Source organism: Xanthomonas sp. SI, from assembly GCF_014236855.1.
Classification (GTDB): domain Bacteria; phylum Pseudomonadota; class Gammaproteobacteria; order Xanthomonadales; family Xanthomonadaceae; genus Xanthomonas_A.
The window spans coordinates 3,411,915-3,430,558 of record NZ_CP051261.1 but is presented as its reverse complement, the minus strand read 5'-3'; the positions used below and the strand labels follow the sequence as shown (position 1 = coordinate 3,430,558).

16 protein-coding genes and 1 pseudogene are annotated in these 18,644 nt (G+C 70.4%); 8 read left to right on the top strand and 9 right to left on the bottom strand.

Annotated elements, in window-relative coordinates:
* Window positions 1-392 precede the first annotated feature (392 nt).
* Window positions 393-1,601, top strand: coding sequence for an MFS transporter (locus HEP75_RS14345; RefSeq protein WP_185823974.1), 1,209 nt, complete (start codon window positions 393-395; stop codon window positions 1,599-1,601).
* A gap of 112 nt (window positions 1,602-1,713) precedes the next feature.
* Here HEP75_RS14345 and HEP75_RS14340 read toward each other — a convergent pair whose 3' ends face one another.
* The gene (locus tag HEP75_RS14340) at window positions 1,714-2,790 is read right to left on the bottom strand and encodes a tetratricopeptide repeat protein (protein WP_255423863.1); all 1,077 of its coding nucleotides are present in this window, start codon (window positions 2,788-2,790) and stop codon (window positions 1,714-1,716) included.
* A 466-nt stretch (window positions 2,791-3,256) separates the two neighbouring features.
* Between HEP75_RS14340 and HEP75_RS14335 the strand changes: the two genes are divergently transcribed.
* From HEP75_RS14335 to HEP75_RS14315, 5 genes are all read left to right on the top strand, one after another.
* Window positions 3,257-3,712, top strand: coding sequence for a PA2169 family four-helix-bundle protein (locus HEP75_RS14335; protein WP_185820555.1), 456 nt, complete (start codon window positions 3,257-3,259; stop codon window positions 3,710-3,712).
* Between the two features lie 224 nt (window positions 3,713-3,936).
* On the top strand, window positions 3,937-4,578 hold the full coding sequence (locus HEP75_RS14330) for a 2'-5' RNA ligase family protein (RefSeq protein ID WP_185823972.1): 642 nt from the start codon (window positions 3,937-3,939) through the stop codon (window positions 4,576-4,578).
* Complete coding sequence (locus HEP75_RS14325) at window positions 4,575-5,180, top strand: hypothetical protein (RefSeq protein ID WP_185823971.1); 606 nt, start codon at window positions 4,575-4,577, stop codon at window positions 5,178-5,180. The genes HEP75_RS14330 and HEP75_RS14325 overlap by 4 nt, the downstream gene beginning before the upstream one ends.
* A gap of 70 nt (window positions 5,181-5,250) precedes the next feature.
* Window positions 5,251-5,439, top strand: coding sequence for an oxidoreductase-like domain-containing protein (locus HEP75_RS14320; protein ID WP_185823970.1), 189 nt, complete (start codon window positions 5,251-5,253; stop codon window positions 5,437-5,439).
* A 180-nt stretch (window positions 5,440-5,619) separates the two neighbouring features.
* Entirely contained in the window at window positions 5,620-7,047 is a 1,428-nt protein-coding gene (locus HEP75_RS14315; protein ID WP_255423862.1) for an AcvB/VirJ family lysyl-phosphatidylglycerol hydrolase, read from the top strand.
* Between the two features lie 208 nt (window positions 7,048-7,255).
* On the opposite strand, the gene mprF is transcribed toward HEP75_RS14315, so the two are convergent.
* Window positions 7,256-9,826, bottom strand: a complete 2,571-nt coding sequence (mprF, locus tag HEP75_RS14310) for a bifunctional lysylphosphatidylglycerol flippase/synthetase MprF (RefSeq protein WP_185823969.1) — start codon at window positions 9,824-9,826, stop codon at window positions 7,256-7,258.
* Window positions 9,827-10,106: 280 nt separating this feature from the next.
* Here mprF and HEP75_RS14305 point away from each other — a divergent pair, with 280 nt between their 5' ends.
* Together HEP75_RS14305 and HEP75_RS14300 are read left to right on the top strand one after the other, a co-directional pair.
* Complete coding sequence (locus HEP75_RS14305) at window positions 10,107-10,793, top strand: DUF998 domain-containing protein (protein ID WP_185823968.1); 687 nt, start codon at window positions 10,107-10,109, stop codon at window positions 10,791-10,793.
* Window positions 10,790-11,134, top strand: coding sequence for a RidA family protein (locus HEP75_RS14300; RefSeq protein ID WP_185813378.1), 345 nt, complete (start codon window positions 10,790-10,792; stop codon window positions 11,132-11,134). The genes HEP75_RS14305 and HEP75_RS14300 overlap by 4 nt, the downstream gene beginning before the upstream one ends.
* A 161-nt stretch (window positions 11,135-11,295) precedes the next feature.
* Here the strand turns inward: HEP75_RS14300 and HEP75_RS14295 are convergent, their stop codons facing one another.
* The 7 genes and pseudogenes from HEP75_RS14295 to HEP75_RS14265 all read right to left on the bottom strand — a co-directional run bounded on the left by HEP75_RS14295 (window position 11,296) and on the right by HEP75_RS14265 (window position 18,087).
* Window positions 11,296-12,372, bottom strand: coding sequence for a cyclopropane-fatty-acyl-phospholipid synthase family protein (locus HEP75_RS14295; protein WP_185823967.1), 1,077 nt, complete (start codon window positions 12,370-12,372; stop codon window positions 11,296-11,298).
* 23 nt (window positions 12,373-12,395) lie between these two features.
* Window positions 12,396-13,178, bottom strand: coding sequence for a DUF1295 domain-containing protein (locus HEP75_RS14290; protein WP_185823966.1), 783 nt, complete (start codon window positions 13,176-13,178; stop codon window positions 12,396-12,398).
* The gene (locus HEP75_RS14285) at window positions 13,175-13,726 is read right to left on the bottom strand and encodes a DUF2878 domain-containing protein (protein WP_185823965.1); all 552 of its coding nucleotides are present in this window, start codon (window positions 13,724-13,726) and stop codon (window positions 13,175-13,177) included. The genes HEP75_RS14290 and HEP75_RS14285 overlap by 4 nt, the downstream gene beginning before the upstream one ends.
* Window positions 13,723-15,054, bottom strand: a complete 1,332-nt coding sequence (locus HEP75_RS14280) for a cyclopropane-fatty-acyl-phospholipid synthase family protein (RefSeq protein WP_255423861.1) — start codon at window positions 15,052-15,054, stop codon at window positions 13,723-13,725. The genes HEP75_RS14285 and HEP75_RS14280 overlap by 4 nt, the downstream gene beginning before the upstream one ends.
* Window positions 15,051-15,818, bottom strand: a pseudogene (locus HEP75_RS14275) (DUF1365 domain-containing protein); the annotation flags it as partial. The gene HEP75_RS14280 and the pseudogene HEP75_RS14275, both read right to left, overlap by 4 nt.
* 92 nt (window positions 15,819-15,910) lie before the next feature.
* Window positions 15,911-17,173: an FAD-dependent oxidoreductase gene (locus HEP75_RS14270; RefSeq protein ID WP_185823964.1), complete on the bottom strand. Its 1,263-nt coding sequence runs from the start codon at window positions 17,171-17,173 to the stop codon at window positions 15,911-15,913.
* Window positions 17,170-18,087 carry an acyl-CoA desaturase gene (locus HEP75_RS14265; RefSeq protein ID WP_255424106.1) on the bottom strand — a complete coding sequence of 306 codons (918 nt, stop codon included), beginning with the start codon at window positions 18,085-18,087 and terminating at the stop codon, window positions 17,170-17,172. The genes HEP75_RS14270 and HEP75_RS14265 overlap by 4 nt, the downstream gene beginning before the upstream one ends.
* Between the last annotated feature and the right edge of the window lie 557 nt (window positions 18,088-18,644).

Below are 18,644 nucleotides of genomic sequence, written 5' to 3'. Positions count from 1 at the left end.
GGCACCGAAGGCGTCGGCCGTCTCCCGTCAAGACATGGGGACGACCGCCGCGTTTGCGCGTCGCCGCGATGGGACAGTGCGTTGCCGGCGGTCGGCTCGCCAGCGAGGGCGCCCCCCGTATTGGAGCCGATGCTTGGAGTTGGCCGCGACGCCGTTGCGGTCCGAGCGATAGCGATGCAGTGAACAAGGTAATGCGCATGTCCGCCGCCACCGCGGCATCGCGCCGAGCGCTGCGCGCCAGGGCGGTACTGGTGAGGTCGCATGCTGAAGCTGTACAGCCTGGCTGCCACTCGACGCCCACGCGCCACGCTGCAACGCGGTGTTGCACGCGCATGGGTGCCCTTGCATGCTGCGATGCACAATAATGAGCGGCCCCTCATCAGGTCCCGGGCATGTCCACTCCCGTCACTCCCCAGGCGCCGCTGTCGCGCCGCGGCTACGTGCTGATCCTGTTCGCGTTGGCGATGGGCGGCTTCGCGATCGGCACCAGCGAGTTCTCCACCATGGGCCTGATGCCGTACATCGCGCGCGGGCTGGCGATCGACGAGCCGCAGGTCGGACACCTGATCAGCGCCTACGCGCTGGGCGTGGTGGTCGGCGCGCCGCTGCTGGCGATCGTCGGCGCGCGCTGGCCGCGGCGCACCCTGCTGCTGGCGCTGATGGGCTTCTACGCGGTCGGCAACCTGGCCAGTGCGCTGGCGCCGGATTACCACAGCATGCTGCTGGTGCGCTTCATCGCCGGGCTGCCGCATGGCGCCTATTTCGGCGTGGCCACGCTGGTCGCCGCGTCGATCAGCTGCCCCGACCAGCGCGGCGCGGCGGTGAGCCGGGTGTTGCTGGGGCTCAATCTGGCGGTGCTGGTCGGCAATCCGTTGGCGACCTGGCTCGGCCAGGTGGCGCAATGGCGCTACGCGTACGCGCTGGTGGCGGCGATCGCGGTGCTGACCGTGGTGCTGGTCATGCGCCTGCTGCCGGCCGATCCGCAGGAACCGCGGCAGCAGCCGCTGCGCGAACTGCGCGCGTTCAACCGGCCGCAGGTGTGGCTGGCGCTGGGCATCGGCTCGGTCGGCTTCGCCGGCATGTTCTGCGTTTTCAGCTATCTGGCGCCGACCCTGACCCAGGTCACCGGCGTGTCCGAACGCTGGATCCCGTTCGCGATGTGCGCGTTCGGCTTCGGCGGCCTGCTCGGCAACCTTGCCGGCGGTTGGTTGTTCGACCGGCTGCAGTTCCGCGCCGTGCCGCTGGTGCTGCTGTGGTCGATGGCGGTGCTGCTGGCCTGGCCGCTGGCCGCGCACTCGCCCTGGGCGGTGCTGCCGGCGGTGGTCGCGGTCGGCACGATGGGTGCGCTGGCGCCGGTGTTGCAGACCCGGCTGATGGACGTGGCCAGCGAGGCGCAGACCCTGGCCGCGGCGTCCAACCATGCCGCCTTCAACCTGGCCAACGCGCTGGGACCGTGGATGGGCGGGATCGCGATCAGCGCCGGGCTGGGCTGGACCTCGACCGGCTATGTCGGCGCGGCGGCGGCGCTGGGCGGCCTGCTGGTGTACTTGTGGGCGCGCCACGACGCGCGCCGTGCGCAGCGCCTGGCGACGGCTGGCTGAGCGCTCAAGAGCGCGGTTCGACTTTCCACGCGCCGCGCGCCATTGCGCGACTGGCTGCTTGTTGCACGCGCGCCGCGGGCGCGCGCGGCGTGCCTGACGTGCGCGGCGGGACTCAGCGCAGCGCCTGCGTGTTGTGCGACAGCCGCCGCAACGCGTCCAGCTTGGCCTGATAGCGCGGCTGCGTGGCTTTGTCGGCGTGCGCCAGCGCCTGCTGCATCGCCGTGTTCGCGCGGCGCGTATCGCCGTTGAGCAGATACGCGCGGGCCAGGGCGAAATACAGCAGGTCCGCGCCGTCGTACAGCCGCAGCGCATGCCGGTAGTAGCCGATCGCCGCGGCGTAGTCCTGGCGCCGCTCCGCCTCGTTGCCGAGCAGATACTGCTGGAACGGGTCGGTCTGCTGCACGCGTTGCAGTCGCGCCAGCATCGCCGCCTCGCGCCGCCCATCGCCCAGGCGTCGGTACAGGATGGCGGCGTTGGACAGTGCGGACATATGGTTGGGGTCGACCGCCAGCGCGGTCGCATAGTCCTGCGTGGCCGCTTGCGGATCGCCTTGGCGCAGCTCCAGCACGCCGAGGTTGTTCCAGGCGGCGGCGAAGTCGCGGTCCATCTGCAGCGCCATCGCCAGATGCTGTTGCGCGGCGGGCAGGTCGCCGTCGGCCATCAGTTCGGCGCCGCGATTGTTGTAGTAGTGGGCCAGCGCGCGGCGGTCGGAAATCGGCTGCGGGCCACGCCGGTCCATCAGCACGCTGCGGTCCAGGTCGATGCTGGCATGGCGCCCGTCGATGCGCACGCCGACGTTGACGTGGCCGGCGTTGTACAGCGCGTCGCCGTCCTGGTACCAGCTCAGCACGCGGCCTACCTCTTCCACCTGCGCGTCCAGCCCCACGTCGCGCGCCATGGCCACGAACAGCAGGGTGAAGGACAGGCAATTGACGCGGCGCGTGGCGTAGGTCTCGGCGATGCTGTTGGTGGCCTTGGCGTCGTACTGCAGGTCCAGGCCGTCGGCATCGAAGGCGAACTTCACCAGTTGCTGCAGGCGTTGCTCGCGCGGGGCGCGCAGATCGACGCGCTGCTGCACCAGCGCATGCAGCGCAGGCGGGACGCGCATGATCTGGTCCGCCGCGGGCGGCGCGGGTGGTGGCGCGATCGCTGTGGCAGCGACCAGGGCGAACGCGGTCCAACCGAACATGGCGCACCTCGTGGCGACCCGGAATGGGAGGGTCTCGGCGCAAATATAGCCCTTTGCCGGCGCGGTGGTGGCGTGCGCGGTCGCGGGCGAGTGCGAAGGCCGCAATGCCGGGTCTGAGCCCAGGCCGGAGCAGCGCATTCATCCACAGCGGCTGTGGACGATCGCTGGGCAAGCATGTGGATAACTGCGTTGCGGCCATCTGCGCCAGCCTTCGCCAACCGCTGGCGAAAATATCGCCAAGGCGCTCCGCGCGTCGGCGCTGAATGCCTGTTCATGCCTGCCAGCGCCGCGTGAGGACGCAAGCGTTTCGGCTCACGTGCACTTTATGCCCCGGCGTCCAGCATCCCTCCCACGACGCAACGTGGCAAGACGCTTCCATATCGCGGCCGAGCGACATCCAGGGGAACACGACCCGACGTGCCCGTTGCGCGATGTTCGCCGGCCCATTGCAGAAGGAGTTCCATCCATGAGCATTCAGAGCAAGACCACCCACAGCCTCAACGACCTCATCGCCATCTCCCGCGACGGCAAGGAGTTCTACGAGGAAGCGGCGCAGAAGGTCGGCGATGCCGAGTTGTCCGCGCTGTTCCTGCGCATTGCCGGGGTCAAGTCCGACATCGTCAGCAGCCTGAGCGCGGTGGTCCAGGCGGTCGGCGGCAAGCCCGACGAGCACGGCACGCTGGTCGGCAGCATGCAGCAGATGTACGGCAAGGTGCGCGCGACGCTGGGCGACACCAAGTACGGCTACGTGGCCGAACTGGAAGAGTCCGAGGATCGCCTGTTGAAGGCGTTCAACGAAACCATCGCCGACAGCGATACCCCGGTCGCCGCACGCGATGCCGCCACCAAGCTGCTGCCGGAAGTGCGCGCCTGCCATGACGTGATGCGCAACCGCAAGCTGGCGATGAAGAACGCGGCGTAAGCTGCAGGCCGGGTTCGCGCCCGGCCATCATCGACGGCAAGGTGCGTTGCGATCCGCGCGGATTGCAATGTGCCGATGCTGAAAGGCGCAAAGGCCGACCGGATTCCATCCGGTCGGCTTTTTGCGTTTTCCAAGCGAGCGGTCGCACGCCGGGCGCGATGCGCTTGCTACGATGACGGCCCTTGTCCCCTTGCCGCAGTGACCGCGGCTCCCGCACCTAGCCGATGGCCCACGATCCTTCTTCCGCAAACGCGCAGTTCTCGCTCGGCTTCGCGGCGCCGGCGCCGCGCGAGAGCCTGTTCTTCGCCGTGCTGCCGGACCCGGCCACCGCGCAGCGCGCCTTCGCACTGGGCGAGCGCCTGCGTGCCGAGCATGGCCTGCGCGGTCGCGCGCTGCCGGTGGAACGTCTGCACCTGACCTTGCATTACCTCGGCGAGTACGCCGGCATTCCGCCGCGGCTGCTGCAGCAGGCGCATGCCGCCGGACAGGCATTGGCGGCGGCGCCGTTCGACCTGTGTTTCGATCGGGTCGCCAGCTTCGGCGGCCGCGCCCGCACGCGGCCGCTGGTGTTGCTTGGCGACGGCGAGCCGCCCGCGTTGCGCCACCTGCGCGAGGCCCTGCAGCAGCAACTCGGGCGCCAGGGCGTGGCAACGCGCGCCGACCCGGCCTATGTCCCGCATATCACCCTGAGCTACGACGAGCAGACGGTGCCGCCGCAAGCCGTGCCGGAACTGCGCTGCCCGGTCGCCGCGCTGAGCCTGATCCGTAGCGTGCAAGGGCAGGGGCGCTATGTGCACGAGGCGACCTGGCCGCTGTCGGCGGATGCGGCCGGGCCTGCGTCCGCCGGCGGCGAGGCGATCCGATGAACGAACCCGCGCCGCCGCTGACCCTGCCCGCCGCGCAGTGGGAGCAGTTGCAGGCGGCCTATGCCACGCCGCCGCGCGCCTATCACCACTTCGGCCACGTGCAGGCGGTGCTGGGCCACTATGCCGAGGTGGCCGCGGCGCTGGGCTGGCGGCAGCCGCGCGAGGTCTACCTGGCCGTGCTCTACCACGACGCGGTGTATCAGGCCGGGCGTGGCGACAACGAGGCGCAGTCGGCGCGCATGGCGCAGGCGGCGATCGCGCAATGGCTGCCCACCGCCGGGCTGGACGCGGCGCGCGTCGCCGCGCTGATCGAGCTGACCGCGCGCCACGGGCAACTGTCCGCCGCGGCGGTGGATGCCGAGGCGGCGCTGTTCCTGGATTGCGACATGGCCATCCTCGGCGCCGATCCCGCCGGGTTCGCCGCCTACGATCGCGCCATCGCCGAGGAATACAGCGGCGTGGTGCCGGGCTGGCTGTACCGGCGCAAGCGCCGCGCGTTCCTGAAGACGGTGCTGGCGCAGCCGCGCATCTTCCTCAGCGACTGGTTCCATGCGCGCTACGACGCGGCGGCGCGCGCCAACCTGCGCCAGGCGATCGGCTGAGCCGGCCGCGGCGGCGTTCTACAATGGGCACCTGTTCGCGCCGCTGGCGTGCCACCCGCCGCGCACCGTGATGTACGATCCCGATCCCGCCACTGCCGATCCGTGCCCGCAAGCGCCGCAGCCGCCGCTGCCCAGCGATTGCTGCAACAGCGGTTGTCCGCTGTGCGTGCACGACCTGTACAACGACGAAGTGGCGCGCTATCGGCAGGCGCTGGCGGCGTGGCGGCTGCGCCATCCCGAGGCCGACCCGGGCGCGTGAGCGCCCGCTGCGCGTCGCTGCAGCCGCACCGGCGCGGCCGCCTGATGGCTGCAGCGGCGCCGCGCTGGCACGCTTGCGGCGTACCCCGCATGAACCGGCGCCTGCGCCGCGCTTCGCGCCACCGCCGTTCGGGATTATCTTTACACGCTGTTTCAGGATTGGCCTTTTCAGGATTGCCGGATGATGCGAATGCGTGGCGGATGGATGTGGGGATGTGCGTTGGCCGGCCTGACCGCCGCGGCCGCCGCCTCGGCGGCGCCTGCGACGACGGCCGCAGCGCCAGCGTCAGCGGCGCCAGCGGCCGCGGTCCCGGAAAAACTCAGCCACGGCCGCTTCGAACAGGTCCCGGTGCTGCTGCCGCACGGCGAGGCGCAGCGCGTGGTGCTGTGGTTCGCCGGCGGCAAGCGCGGCGCGGCGTCGCGCATGCGCCAGATCGAGGCCTTGCGCGACGACGGCGCGATGGTGGTAGTGATCGACGGCGCACACCTGCAGGCGGTGCTGGCCAAGATCCCCGGCACCTGCGGCTTCTCCGCCGGCGACGTGGAGAACTTCTCGCGCTACGTGCAGGCCTACTACCACGTGCCGACCTACCGCCTGCCGCTGCTGGTCGGCGACGGCGACGGTGCCGCGCTGGCCTATGCGGTCGCGGCGCAGGCGCCCAAGCACCTGCTGGCCGGCCTGGTCACCGAGGATTTCTGTCCGGTGCAGGTGCTGGACGACCAGATCTGCGGCGCCGGCATCACCGCACCGGCACGTGCGCTGCAACCGGCCACGCTGCCGCTGCCATGGCTGGCGGCGATCGATGCGCCGGGCAAGGGCCGCTGCACCCAGCAGAGCGACGCGTTCGTGCAGAAGGTGCCGCAGGCGCAGCAGTTCCGCCGCAGCGCCAGCGGCGATGCGTTGCCCGGGCTACGCGCGGCAGTGCGCTCGCTCGGTGCGCAGCGCGGCGTCAGCCTGCCGCCGACGCCGGTCGACCTGGCCGGGCTGCCGGTGGTCGAGGTGCCTGCGCCCGCTGGCGACGCGGCCGCGGGCAAGGGCCATGAGCAGGTGTTCGCGATCTTCGTCTCCGGCGACGGCGGCTGGGCCGGACTCGACCAGCAGGTGGCCGGCGCGCTGGCCCAGGCCGGCATCCCGGTGGTCGGCGTGGACTCGCTGCGCTACTTCTGGAGCGAGCGCACCCCGCAGGGCTTCGCCACCGACCTGGACCGGATCTACCGCCACTACAGCCACCTGTGGCAGCGCGGACGGGTAGTGCTGATCGGCTTCTCGCAGGGCGCCGACGTGTTGCCGGCGGCCTACAACCAACTGCCGCCGGCGATGCGCGAGCAGGTGCAGGCCACCGCGCTGCTGTCGCTGGGCAAGACCGCCGACTACGAATTCCACGTCTCCAACTGGATCAGCTCCGGCGACGACGGCCTGCCGATCGCCCCGGACGTGGCGAAGATGCCGGGCGCGCAGACCCTGTGCATCTACGGCGAAGACGACGACGACACGCTGTGCCCGGACCTGCCGCACGGCGGCGCGCAGTTAGTGAAGCTGCCCGGCGACCATCACTTCAAGGGCGACTACGCGGAACTGGCCAAGCAGATTCTGCAGCGGATTGATTGAAGGCCGGGATTGGGGATTGGGGATTGGGGATTCGCAAGAGCGGCATTTGTGGGGCTTCAGCCCCGACGCACTGCCGCTAAAGCGTCGGGGCTGACGCCCCTCCCACAACCCGGCAGTTGCCGCGGAGACGCCATCCAAGGTCTCCGAATCCCTGCGTCCGCAGCCGATTGGCTACCAATCCCCAATCCCCAATCCCGAATCCCGGCCGTCAATCGGGCTTGCGCGGATCCAGAGAGATCAGCCGTGTCACGTCCAGCAGCGCCGCCGGCAGGTGCATGCCGCCGGGGGCGGCCAGGTAGCGGGTGCGCCAGGCCGGGGCGAACTTGGACTTGAAGCGGCGCAGGCCGGTGAAGCCGTAGAAGCGCTCGCCGTGGCGCACGATCAGGTTGCCGAAGCGGTTCCAGCGTCCGGCCAGGCGGTGCTGGGCCAGGCCCGACAGCGGCGCCATGCCCAGCGAGAAGCGCTTGTAGCCCTGCTCGCGGCCCCACAGGAACAATTCGATGAACAGGAAATCCATGGTGCCCTTCGGCGCATCGGCGATGTGCCGCATCAGGTCCACCGATAGTTCGTGTCCGGCCGGCGCCTGCCACAGGTTGGCGAAGGCCACGACCTTGCCCTCGGCTTCGACCACCGCGATCGGGAAGCGGCGCAGATAGGCCGGGTCGAAGCTGCCCAGCGAGAAGCCCTTCTCTTCGCCGGCCTTTTCCTCCAGCCATTGCTGCGAGACCTCGGCCAGCACCGGCATCAGCGCGTCGATCTCCTCCAGCGGCACGATGCGGAAACTCAGTCCGCTGCGCTTGCCGCGGTTCCAGGCCTGGCGCAGGTCGGCGCGGTCGCGGCCTTCCAGGTGGAAGTCTTCCAGCGAAACCATCGCTTCCTCGCCCAGCTTGACCAGGGTCAGGCCCAGGTCGAGGTAGGTCTGCCAGTGCTGCTCGCCGACCTGGTAGAACACCGGGCGCAGGCCCATGCGGTCGGCTTCCTCGCGGAAGCGCCAGATCAGCGCCCGCGCGACTTCCGGCGGTCCCACCGGGTCGCCCATCGCCACCAGCGAGCCGCCGTAGCGCTGCATCATCACGAAGCCCTGGCCGCCTTCGTCGGGCAGCAGCGCCTTGTCGCCGGTCAGCACCAGGCAGGCCTGGGTGTCGGTGGCCACGGCCAGCACCGGCGCCAGCCCATCCAACTGCGCCGCGTCGGCGGCCGGCAGCGGCGAGCGCGTGCTGTGCAGCAAGCGCGCCAGCCCGAACACCACCACCGCCACACTGACCAGCAGCACCGCGCGCAGCGCGCGCGGAGCATTGGCCGAGGTGGCGAACTGCCACCACAGTTCGTTCTGGTATTCGACGTGGCTGTAGACGAAGAACAGCAGCCACACCGTGGCGATCAGCACCAGCCCCAGGTTGCGCAGCCACGGCCACGACCAGGCCTCGTCGAGCAGCGCGCCCTGACGGTAGAACTCGCGCCGCGCGCCCCATAGCCCGGCCGCCACCACCAGCGAGGACAGCGCCACCGAGGCATGCCCGCCGCGCAGCCAGGCCGGCAGCGGCAGCAGCACGCAGATGCCGATCGCCAGCATCCAGGCCGCATGGCTGCGCCGCTGCAGGCCCTGGCCGATCAGCAGCAGTACCACGCCGCCGAGGCTGGCCAGCAGGTGCGAGGTCTCCACGATCGACAGCGGCGCCATGCCCAGGCGCCGCTTCGGCGTCGGCAGGGTGCCGTCGATGACCAGCGCCGCGCCGACCGCGAACACCGCCATGGCGATGATCTGCGGCAGCCACGGACGCAGCGTGCCCCAGGCCACGCGCACCCCGCCGGCGCTGGCCGCCAGCGGCCGGCGCAGGCCCGAGACCGCGGCCATCAGCACCGACAGCAGCAGCGGCACCACGTAGTAGGTGATGCGGTAGATCAGCGCCGCGGCCAGCACCGCGGCCGGGGCCACGCCGGGCAGCAGCTTGAGCAGGCTCCACTCGAACACGCCCAGCCCGGCCGGCACGGTGGACATCAACCCGGCCACCACCGCGACCAGGTACAGGCCGACGAAGCCGACGAACTCGATGCCCGACTCGTTCGGCAGCAACACGTAGAACGCGGCGCTGGCCAAGCCCAGTTCGACCACGCTCAGCGCGGTCACGCCGAGCGCGGTGCGCCGGTCCGGCAGCCACAGTTCGTGAGTGCGCCAGCGCAGGGTGCGGCCTTCGCGCCCGGCCAGCAGCAGCATCAGGCCGAAGCCGGCCAGCAGCGCGATGCCGAACGCGCGTACCGCCGAAGCGCCGAGCGGCAGCGCCAGCGCCGCCGAGGCCGGTTCCAGGGTCAGCGCCAAGGCCAGCAGCAGCCAGGCGCCGAACACGAAGCCGAGCGTGCTCATCAGCACCACCTGGCCGATCTCGGCCAGGCTCAGCCCGACCCGGCCGTAGCCGCGCAGGCGCACCGCGCCGCCGGTGAGCGCGGCGAAGCCCAGGGTCTGCCCGACCGCATGCGCCAGGAACGCGGTGACGCCGATCCGCATCGGATGCAGCTTGCGCCCGCTGCGGTGCAGGCCGACCGCGTCGAAGCCGATCAGGCAGGCGTAGCTGCTCAGCCCCAGCAGCAGGGTCAGCGCGATCTGGCCGACGCCGAGCTGGTTGAAGGCATGGCGGATCGCGGCGTAGCCGTGGGTGCTGAACTCGGTGGCCAGCGCGCGCAGCGCCAGCGCCAGGATCACCAGGCTGAACACCACCGGCAGCGCACGGCGCCAGCCAGCGGTGGAGGGGGACGGGGAAACGGGGGGCGCGGCGTCGGTCATTGCAGGGGAGCGTAAGCGAAGGAGAGAGGGAACTGTGCGCAGGCGCCGGCGGCGTTGCGCAGGCTGGTAGCGTTGGCGGTGCGGGCCATCGCGATGGCGCGCCTGCAGGCGAAAAGGGGCTGGTGCATCGCGATATCGGCTGGCCTGGGGCTGTACCGGCGACACCGGCGACGCGCATCATAGTGGAATCGCACGTCGGCACCGCGTCGGCGTGCGCGGAGGGTGCGGGCGCGCGCTGCGTCGCGCATCGCGTTCCCCGCTACGACCCGGAGCCGATTCCATGCCCACGCCCCTGGCCCCCGTCTCCGCGCCGCCGCATTGGCCGCGCGCCGCCGGCGCCCTCGCCACGCTGCTGTGCCTGCTGTTCCTCGGCGTGGCGCTGGCGCTGCAGCTGCTGCGCGCCGATCTGCACTGGCAGCAGGCGACGCTGAGCCTGTACCTGCACGGTCCCGGTGGGCTGCTGCTGCGGATTGTCTACGTACTGCTGGCGGCGGGCATCGTCGCGCTGGCTGCCGGCCTGTATGCGCAGGCCCCACCACCGGCACGCAGCGCCGCGCCGCTGCTGCTGTTCGCGGTCGCCGCGCTTGGCCTGTGCGGGGTGGCGATCGGCGACAGCTACCTGCCGCAGCGCACACCGTTGCTGGCGCCGTTGTTGCACGGGCTGTTCGCGCAGACCGCGTTCCTGTGCGCGACCAGCGCGATGCTGCTGCAGAGCGCCTGGCTGCGCCGGCAAGCGCCGTGGCAAGGCCGTGCCGGCACGCTGTCGGCCCTGGCGGTGGCGGCGTTCGTGGCGCTGTGGGTGCATGTGCTGTGGCGCGCGCTGCCGCGCGGGCTGACCCAGAAGCTGGCGATCGTGCTGATCCTGGCCTGGCTGCTGCTGGTCGCCTACCGGCTGTGGCGGCCTGCAGGCCCGGCGCAATCGCGCGACAATGCCCGGGTTTCCCCTCTTCAGGACACTGCCTCATGATCCAGCGATTCGATACCGGCCCGCGCATGTCGGAAATGACCGTACACAACGGCGTGGCCTACCTGGCCGGGCAGATCGCCGACGACACCAGCGCCGACATCGCTGGCCAGACCCGTCAGGTCCTGGCGGCGATCGACGAACTGCTGGGGCGCGCCGCCAGCGACAAGAGCAAGGTGCTGCGCGCGGAGATCTACATGACCGACTTGGCCGAATTCGCCGAGATGAACAAGGTCTGGGAAAGCTGGGTCTGCCCTGGCAACACCCCGGCGCGCGCCACCGTGCAGGCCAAGCTGGCCAACCCGGAGTGGAAGATCGAGATCGTGATCACCGCTGCCGTGTGATTGGAAAGCCGGGATTAGGGATTGGGGATTCGGGATTCGATCCCCACCTCCAGCTGCCTGACCATGCGATCGGTCCAAGGGCCGATCCGCATCACGTCGCGCTTCAGTGCACACAGCCTGCTTTTGCCAATCCCGAATCCCGACTCCCCAATCCCGGCGCTTCAGCGCCTAACGAACCGGTAATGCGCCACGCCCCACTGCTGGCCCTGTTCGTAGCCGAACAGCTCCGCGCAGGCCATCCAGAACATGCGCCAGCGCTGCCACCAGATCTTCGCGTCGCGGCCGTAGGTGGCCTGCAGCACCGGCATCAGTTCGGCACGATGCCGGTCCTGGTTGCGTAGCCAGGCGTTGGCGGTCTTCTCGTAGTGTTCGCCGGACAGCAGCCAGCGCCGTTCCAGCGCCAGGTCGTCCTGGAACTGCAGCAGGGTGTCGGCGGCCGGCATCAGCCCGCCGGTGAAGAAGTGCCTGCCCATCCAGTTGTCCTCGCCCTGCACCTCGAACGGGTAGGCCAGGTCGCGGTGGCAAAAGATGTGCACGAATAGCCGGCCGCCCGGCACCAGCCACTGGCCGATCCGCGCCAGCAGCTCGCGGTAGTTGCGCATGTGCTCGAACATCTCGATCGACACCACGCGGTCGAAGCTCGCATGCGGCAGGCTCAGGGTGTTGGCGTCATGGGTGATCACCTCCACGTTGCGCAGCCCGCGCGCGCGGCATTGCGCCTCGATGTGCTCGCGCTGCGGCCGCGAGTTGGACACCGCGGTGATGCGCGCGCCGGGATAGTGTTCGGCCATCCACAGGGTCAGCGAGCCCCAGCCGCAGCCCAGTTCGAGGATGCGCTGGCGGTCGCGCAGCTGCGCGCGTTCGGCGTACAGGTGCAGCATGCGTTCCTCGGCCGCGTCCAGGTCCTGGGTGCCGGCATCCCAGTAGCAACTGCTGTACTTCAGGCGCTTGCCCAGGCACAGCTCGAAGAAGCGCGGCGGCAGCTCGTAGTGCTGGCGGTTGGCGGCGTCGGTCTCGATCGCGATGGCGCTGCCGCGCAAGGCCTCGACGAAGGCGCGCTGGCGTTCCCAGGCCGCGTCGGCGCCACCGCTGCGCTCGTCGCGTAGGCGCTGCGTGCACAGCTTGCGCATCGCCGCGCGCAGCAGCGCATCGGGCAGCAGGCCGGATTCGGCCACACGGGTGGCCAACGGTTCGGCCGGCAGCGCGGGCGCAGGCGAAGGGGCGAGGGTGCTGGACATCGGCGGATCTCCTGGAAGCGGGGTCATTGCCGCGGCGGCAACGGAAAGAAGGCGCTGGTGCTGCGCTGGTAGTCGGCGTAGTCCTGGCCGCGCGAGCGCAGCGCCTGTTGTTCGGTGTAGGGAATGCCGGTGACCCGGTACAGGAACGCGAACATCAGCAGCGGCCCCAGCGCGGCGATAGCAACCCACAGCGCGCCGCTGCCCACCGCCAGGAACACGTAGGCGAACCAATGCACGAACTCGAAGAAATAATTCGGATGCCGCGAGTAGCGCCACAGGCCGCGGCGGCAGGTCTTGCCCTTGTTGCCCGGATCGGCGCGGAACGCGGCCAGCTGGCGGTCGGCCAGGCTTTCCCCGCCTACCGCCAGCAGCCAGGTCGCCAGCGCCAGCGTGGTCCACACGCTCCACTGCGGCAGCGGATTGTGCGCGGCGATCGACAGCGGCACCGCGAACAGCACCACCACCAGCGCCTGGCCGAGGAAGAACAGCAGGAAGCGGCGCTGGTCGCCGTGCCAGTGTTCGCGCAGCGCGCGATAGCGGCCGTCCTCGTGCGCATCGCCGAACACGCGCACGCCCAGGTGCCAGGCCAGGCGCGCGCCCCACAGCCCGCCCATCGCCGCGGTCAGCACGCGTGGCAGCGCGGCGCCGTCGGCACGCCAGGCGCAGTACACCGCGGCCAGCGCCATGCATGCCGCCCACAGCACATCGACCACGCCGGCGTTGCGGCTGCGCCGCTGCCAGGCCCAGCCGGCGAGCATCGCCAGCGCGGTGAACGCACCCACATGCAGCAGCGGCCAGGCGTTCATGGCGCCACGCCGGCGATGCGGGGCGCGGGCTGCGCCGTCGCCGACAGCCGTCGCGTCGCCACGCTCAGCACGGCCAGCGCCGCGGCCCAGGCCAGCGCCAGCGCGAGCACCGCGTGCAGCAGCGGCGCGCCCAGCGTCACCGCCTGCCAGCCGCGCGCGGCCAGCACATAGCCGAGCGGGCCGAATACCGCGCCGAACAGCGCCGCGCGCCACGGGCGTTGCATGACCCAGGCCAGCGAATGGTTGAAGGTCAGCGCGAAGCCGGCCCACAGCGCCAGGATCCACAACGGCGCCCACGGCGCCGGCGGCAGCGCCGCGGCGTAACGCACCCAGCCGCCCGCGGCCAGCGCGGTATCGACGCCGGCACCGAGCAACAGCGCCAGCGCCATCAGCGCGATATCGCCGCGCGCGCGGCGGCGCGGCTGCAACTGGTACAGCGCGAACAGCGCCAGCGCCGCCGGGCCGGCCCAGGCCAGTCCATGCCCGGCGCCCATTACGGTCGCCAGCCACAGCAGCTGCAACGCGACGTAGTTGGCGAGGTTGCTCATGCGTCGTGCGCCAGCGCCGGCGCGAACTGCGCCGGGCGCGCGCCCGGCTTGCTCAGCCACAGGTGCACGTCGCCGATCGAGCGTTCCAGGAAGCCGCCCTCGCAATAGGCCAGGTAGAACTCCCACATGCGGATGAAGCGTTCGTCGTAACCCAGCGCGCGCACCTGCGGCAACTTGGCCATGAAGCGCTGGCGCCAGGCGCGCAGGGTCAGCGCGTAGCTGGGGCCGATGTCTTCCAGGTTGAACAGGCGCAGGTCGCTGGCGCGCGCGATCGCGCCGGTCATCGCCGCTACCGAGGGAATGAAGCTGCCGGGGAAGATGTGGCGCTTGATGAAATCCACCGATTTCAGCGCCTGCGCGTAGCGGTGGTCTTCGATGGTGATGGCCTGGATCAGCGCCTGGCCGTCGTCCTTGAGCAGGCTGCCGACCTTGCCGAAATAGGTGTCCAGGTACTGGTGGCCGATCGCCTCGATCATCTCGATCGAGACCAGCCGGTCGTAGCGGCCGTCGAGGTCGCGGTAGTCGCGCAACAGCACCTCGACGCGTTCGGACAGGCCGGCCGCGTCCACGCGCTGGCGCGCCAGCTCGTATTGCTCGCGCGAGATGGTCACGGTAGTGACGCGGCAGCCATGATGCTTGGCTGCGTGCAGCGCGAAACCGCCCCAGCCGCTGCCGATCTCGACCACATGGTGGTGCGGCTGCAGGTCCAGCTTGGCGCAGATGCGCTGCAGCTTGCGCTCGGCGGCGCGCTCCAGCGCAGCGTCGCCGAGTGCGGCGTCTTCGTCGCGGAAGATCGCCGAGGAATACATCAGGTTGCGGTCCAGGAACAGTTCGAACAGCGGGTTGCCCAGGTCGTAGTGCGCGGCGATGTTGCGGCGGCTGCCGGCACGTGTGTTGCGTGCCAGCGTGTGCAGCCCGCGCATCGCCATGCCGCCGAGACGGGCCAGGCCGGTTTCCATCGCGTCCAGGCGCTCGCGGTTGCGTACCAGCAGGCGCACCAGCGCGACCAGGTCGTCGCATTCCCACAAGCCATCCATGTACGCCTCGCCGACGCCGACGCTGCCGTTCAACGCGGCCTGGCGGTAGAAGCGCGGATCGCGGATGCGCAGGTGCGCGTGCAGTGCGCTATCGGCCTGCGTGGCGCTGCCCAGGGTGGCGCTCCCCAACGTGGTGATCGCACCGGCTTCCTCGATCTGCAACTGGCCGTCGCGCAAGCCGTCGAGCGTGGCGAACAGGCGTTGCCGTAGCAGACGGTCGAGGCCGCGCAGCGGCGGCGCGGCCGGGGTCAACGCGGCAGCGGCGGAGGAGGGCGCGTGCGGAGCGTTCATCGGCTTTCTCGCGGAAGGGAGTGATCGGGGTGGTCGTGCACCGGATTGCCGCGCAGCCACAGGCGCAATGCCTGCCAGTGGATCTTGGCCACGACCTGCAAGGTCATCGCCGGATAGCGCAGCAGCGCGCGCGCCAGGCTGGCGCCGGAGATTTCGCGCCGCTGCAGCACCAGCGTGGCATCGAAGCGCCTGGCCGCCGGCTGCGGATCCAGCACGTCCATGTGCACGCGCAGCTGCGTGCCCGGCTCGCTGCAGCGCCATGCGTAGGCGTGCGCCATCGCCATGAACGGCGAGACGTGGAAGCGCTTGTCGAAGCGCCAGGCATGCACGCGGCCGTGGCTGCGCGCGGCGGCCACCGGCAGCACATAGGCATGGCGCTGCTTCCACGGCGTGTTGGTGATCTCGGCGACGATGCTGTGCAGGCGTTGCTGCGCGTCGTGGCAGTAGTAGAGCGTGACCGGGTTGAAGCAGTGACCGAAGTAGCGCAGGTGGGTGAGCATGCGCACCGCGCCGAGCGGGCGTTCGCCGCAGTGCTGCTGCACGCGGTCGCGCACGGCTTCGTCCAGTGGTTGCGCCGGATCGCCCAGGTAGTCGCTGCGGCGGAATTCGACCAGGTTGCGGCGCCCGACCGACCACAGCCAGCGCCGCGCGAACACCTGCTCGAGTTCGGCCAGATCCAGGTACATCAGGAACAGCGGATAGCGGAACGCCAGCGCTTTCGGCGCGTAGCGGCGGTGCCGGACCCAGCCGCTGTAGAGCGCGCTGTGCAGTCCCGGCGTGGTCGTGCCCGCCGCCGCCGGCGTTGTCGAGACGGCGCCAGCCGGCGGGGCGGACACGCTAGCGCTGCGCAGCAGATTCATGGCCACGGCACGCCCAGTCCGGCAGCGACGTCGACCGCGCTGCGCAGGCCGTCCTCGTGGAAGCCGAAGCCCCAGCCGGCGCCGGCGAACCAGGTGCCGCGCTGGCCCTGGATCTCGCTCTTGCGCGCCTGCGCGGCCACCGCGGCGTGCGTTTGCAGCGGATGCCGGTAGCGCATGCGCCGCAGCACCTTGGCCGGGTCGATGTCGTCGCTGCGGTTGAGGCTGACGATGAACGGCTGCGGCGAGGCGATCGACTGCAGCGCGTTCATCCAGTAGCTGACCGTGCACGGCGCGTCCGGATCGGCCGGCACGTGCGCGTTCCAGGCGGCCCAGGCGCGGCGATTGCGCGGCAGCACGCGCGCATCGGTGTGCAGTACGGTGTCGTTGTCCTGGTAGGCGATCGCGCCGAGGATCTCGCGCTCGGCGACGCTGGCGTCGTTGAGCAGGCGCAAGGCGTCGTCGGCGTGGCAGGCCAGCACCACGTGGTCGTAGTGCTGGGCGTCGGCGTCGCAGTCGGCATCGGTCAGCACCGACACGCCCTGCGATAGCCGCTGCACCGAACGCACCGGCGTGCCGATGCGTTCGTGCACCCGCCAGTTGCTGCGCAGCGCGCGCACGTAACTGTTGGAGCCGCCGCAGACCACCTGCCATTGCGGCCGCCCGCTGATCTGCAGCATGTGATGGTTGGCCATGAAGCCGATCAGCTGGCGCATCGGGAATTGCAGGATCTGCTGCGATGGCGAGGACCACAGCGCCGACGCCATCGGCACCAGATGCGCGTCGCGGAACACGTCCGAATACTGGTGCCGCTGCAGGAATTCGCCCAGCGTCAGCTGCGCCTGCGCTGCATCGGCCAGCACCTGCGGCGCCTGCCGGTAGAAACGGCGCAGATCGCCCAGCATGCGCCAGAAGCGCGGGCTGGCCAGGTTGCCGGGTTGGCAGAACAGGCCGCCGAGACTGCCGGCGTTGTATTCCAGGCCGCTGCGCGCCTCGTGCACCGAAAAACTCATCGTGGTCGGCTGCGCGGCCACGCCGAGCTGCGCGAACAGTTTGCTCAGCAGCGGATAGTGCTGCGGGTTGAACACGATGAAGCCGCTGTCCACCGCGTACTCCACACCATCCAGTTCGATCGCATGGGTATGGGTGTGCCCGCCCAGGTAATTGGCGGCTTCGTACAGGGTGACGTCGTGCCGTTGCGACAGCAGCCATGCCGAGCCCAGCCCGGCGATGCCCGAGCCCACTACCGCGATGCGGCTCATCGTGCGCGCGCCTGCGCCCGCACCAGCCCTGCCGGTACCGGCCGCAGCTGGCGGATCAGGCCGGTCCACGACAGCGCCTTCAGGCCATACCACGTCAGGTCGATTTCCCACCAGCGGAAGCCCTGCCGCGCCGCGCCCGGGAAGAAGTGGTGGTTGTTGTGCCAGCCTTCGCCGAAGGTCAGCAGCGCCAGCCAGGCGTTGTTGCGGCTGTCGTCGCGGGTGGCGAAACGGCGGCTGCCGAAGCGATGCGCCAGCGAGTTGATGGTGAAGGTGGCATGGAATAGCGCAACGGTGGAGACGAAGAAACCCCACACCAGCAGCTGCGGCCCGTCGGTGCCGAGCTGCGGATGGTGGCGTTGCAGCCAGCCTCCGAGCAGGAACAGCGCCAGCGCCAGCAACACCGGCAGCAGCAGATCGAAGCGGTCGAGGAAGCGCAGCTCCGGGAAGCGGCGCAGATCCGGGATCGCTTCCCAGTCGGTACGGAAGCCGCGCGGGGTCAGGAACCAGCCGCTGTGGCTCCACCAGAAACCATGCTGGCGCGGCGAATGCGGATCGGCCGGAGTATCGGTATGGCGGTGGTGGTTGCGGTGGTGCGCGGCCCACCACAGCGGCCCGCGCTGCACGCAGGTAGCGCCGAGCGCGGCGAACAGGAACTGCACCACGCGCGAAGTCTTGAACGCGCGGTGCGCGAAGTAGCGGTGGTAGAAACCGGTGAGCGCGAACATGCGCACCGCGTACATCGCCACCGCCATGCCCACCGCGAACCACGATGCACCGACCCAGAACACGCCCAGGCAGGCCAGGTGCAGGCCGACATAGGGCGCGGCGCGCAGCCAGTCGATGCGATCGGCGCGGGCCTCGTCCAGTTCGATCTCCGCGCCGGTGTCGAACCAGCGCCGTAACGTGCGCGCCACGCCACCGCGGCGCGCGGGCGCCTCGGCGGGTGTGGCGGTGGGTTCACGGGAATGGTCCGGAACGGGGCTTGGCACAAGCGCATCTCGTGGGGATTCGGATAGCGATACGGACAAAGCCGGAAGACGGATGCACTCGCGTCGCGGCGTCTGTGCGCAATGCGGCTGACGTGGATGGTCGGCCACGGCAGCGCATGCGGTCGCCGCTCGAAGCGGCGTCCACGCAGATCGGAATCGTCGGAGGATCAGGCTGCCCGGCGCATGCGCGACGGCTGCGGCGATGCTGCCTGCGCGCGAGTGGTGGCCGGGTGAATGTGCGGGTTTGTGGTGCTTTTGGTGATCACGTGCAGCGCGAGAGCCGAGGGCGTCATCGATGCACATCGCTCAAGCCCCTCTCCCACCGGGAGAGGGGTTGTGTGAGGGTACGCCGGCACGGACAGGCTTGGCGTGCCTGGATTTGCGAGGCTTCGCCCGTACCCTCATCCGCCCCTTCGGGGCACCTTCTCCCGGGGGGAGAAGGGAGGCGCATGGTCTGCGCTGCGTTGTCTACGAGCTGCAGT

Coding starts and splice junctions, on each gene's coding strand:
- HEP75_RS14345 (WP_185823974.1), top strand. CDS start 393: ATGTCCACTCCCGTCACTCCCCAGGCGCCGCTGTCGCGCCGCGGCTAC.
- HEP75_RS14340 (WP_255423863.1), bottom strand. CDS start 2,790: ATGTTCGGTTGGACCGCGTTCGCCCTGGTCGCTGCCACAGCGATCGCG.
- HEP75_RS14335 (WP_185820555.1), top strand. CDS start 3,257: ATGAGCATTCAGAGCAAGACCACCCACAGCCTCAACGACCTCATCGCC.
- HEP75_RS14330 (WP_185823972.1), top strand. CDS start 3,937: ATGGCCCACGATCCTTCTTCCGCAAACGCGCAGTTCTCGCTCGGCTTC.
- HEP75_RS14325 (WP_185823971.1), top strand. CDS start 4,575: ATGAACGAACCCGCGCCGCCGCTGACCCTGCCCGCCGCGCAGTGGGAG.
- HEP75_RS14320 (WP_185823970.1), top strand. CDS start 5,251: ATGTACGATCCCGATCCCGCCACTGCCGATCCGTGCCCGCAAGCGCCG.
- HEP75_RS14315 (WP_255423862.1), top strand. CDS start 5,620: ATGATGCGAATGCGTGGCGGATGGATGTGGGGATGTGCGTTGGCCGGC.
- mprF (WP_185823969.1), bottom strand. CDS start 9,826: ATGACCGACGCCGCGCCCCCCGTTTCCCCGTCCCCCTCCACCGCTGGC.
- HEP75_RS14305 (WP_185823968.1), top strand. CDS start 10,107: ATGCCCACGCCCCTGGCCCCCGTCTCCGCGCCGCCGCATTGGCCGCGC.
- HEP75_RS14300 (WP_185813378.1), top strand. CDS start 10,790: ATGATCCAGCGATTCGATACCGGCCCGCGCATGTCGGAAATGACCGTA.
- HEP75_RS14295 (WP_185823967.1), bottom strand. CDS start 12,372: ATGTCCAGCACCCTCGCCCCTTCGCCTGCGCCCGCGCTGCCGGCCGAA.
- HEP75_RS14290 (WP_185823966.1), bottom strand. CDS start 13,178: ATGAACGCCTGGCCGCTGCTGCATGTGGGTGCGTTCACCGCGCTGGCG.
- HEP75_RS14285 (WP_185823965.1), bottom strand. CDS start 13,726: ATGAGCAACCTCGCCAACTACGTCGCGTTGCAGCTGCTGTGGCTGGCG.
- HEP75_RS14280 (WP_255423861.1), bottom strand. CDS start 15,054: ATGAACGCTCCGCACGCGCCCTCCTCCGCCGCTGCCGCGTTGACCCCG.
- HEP75_RS14270 (WP_185823964.1), bottom strand. CDS start 17,173: ATGAGCCGCATCGCGGTAGTGGGCTCGGGCATCGCCGGGCTGGGCTCG.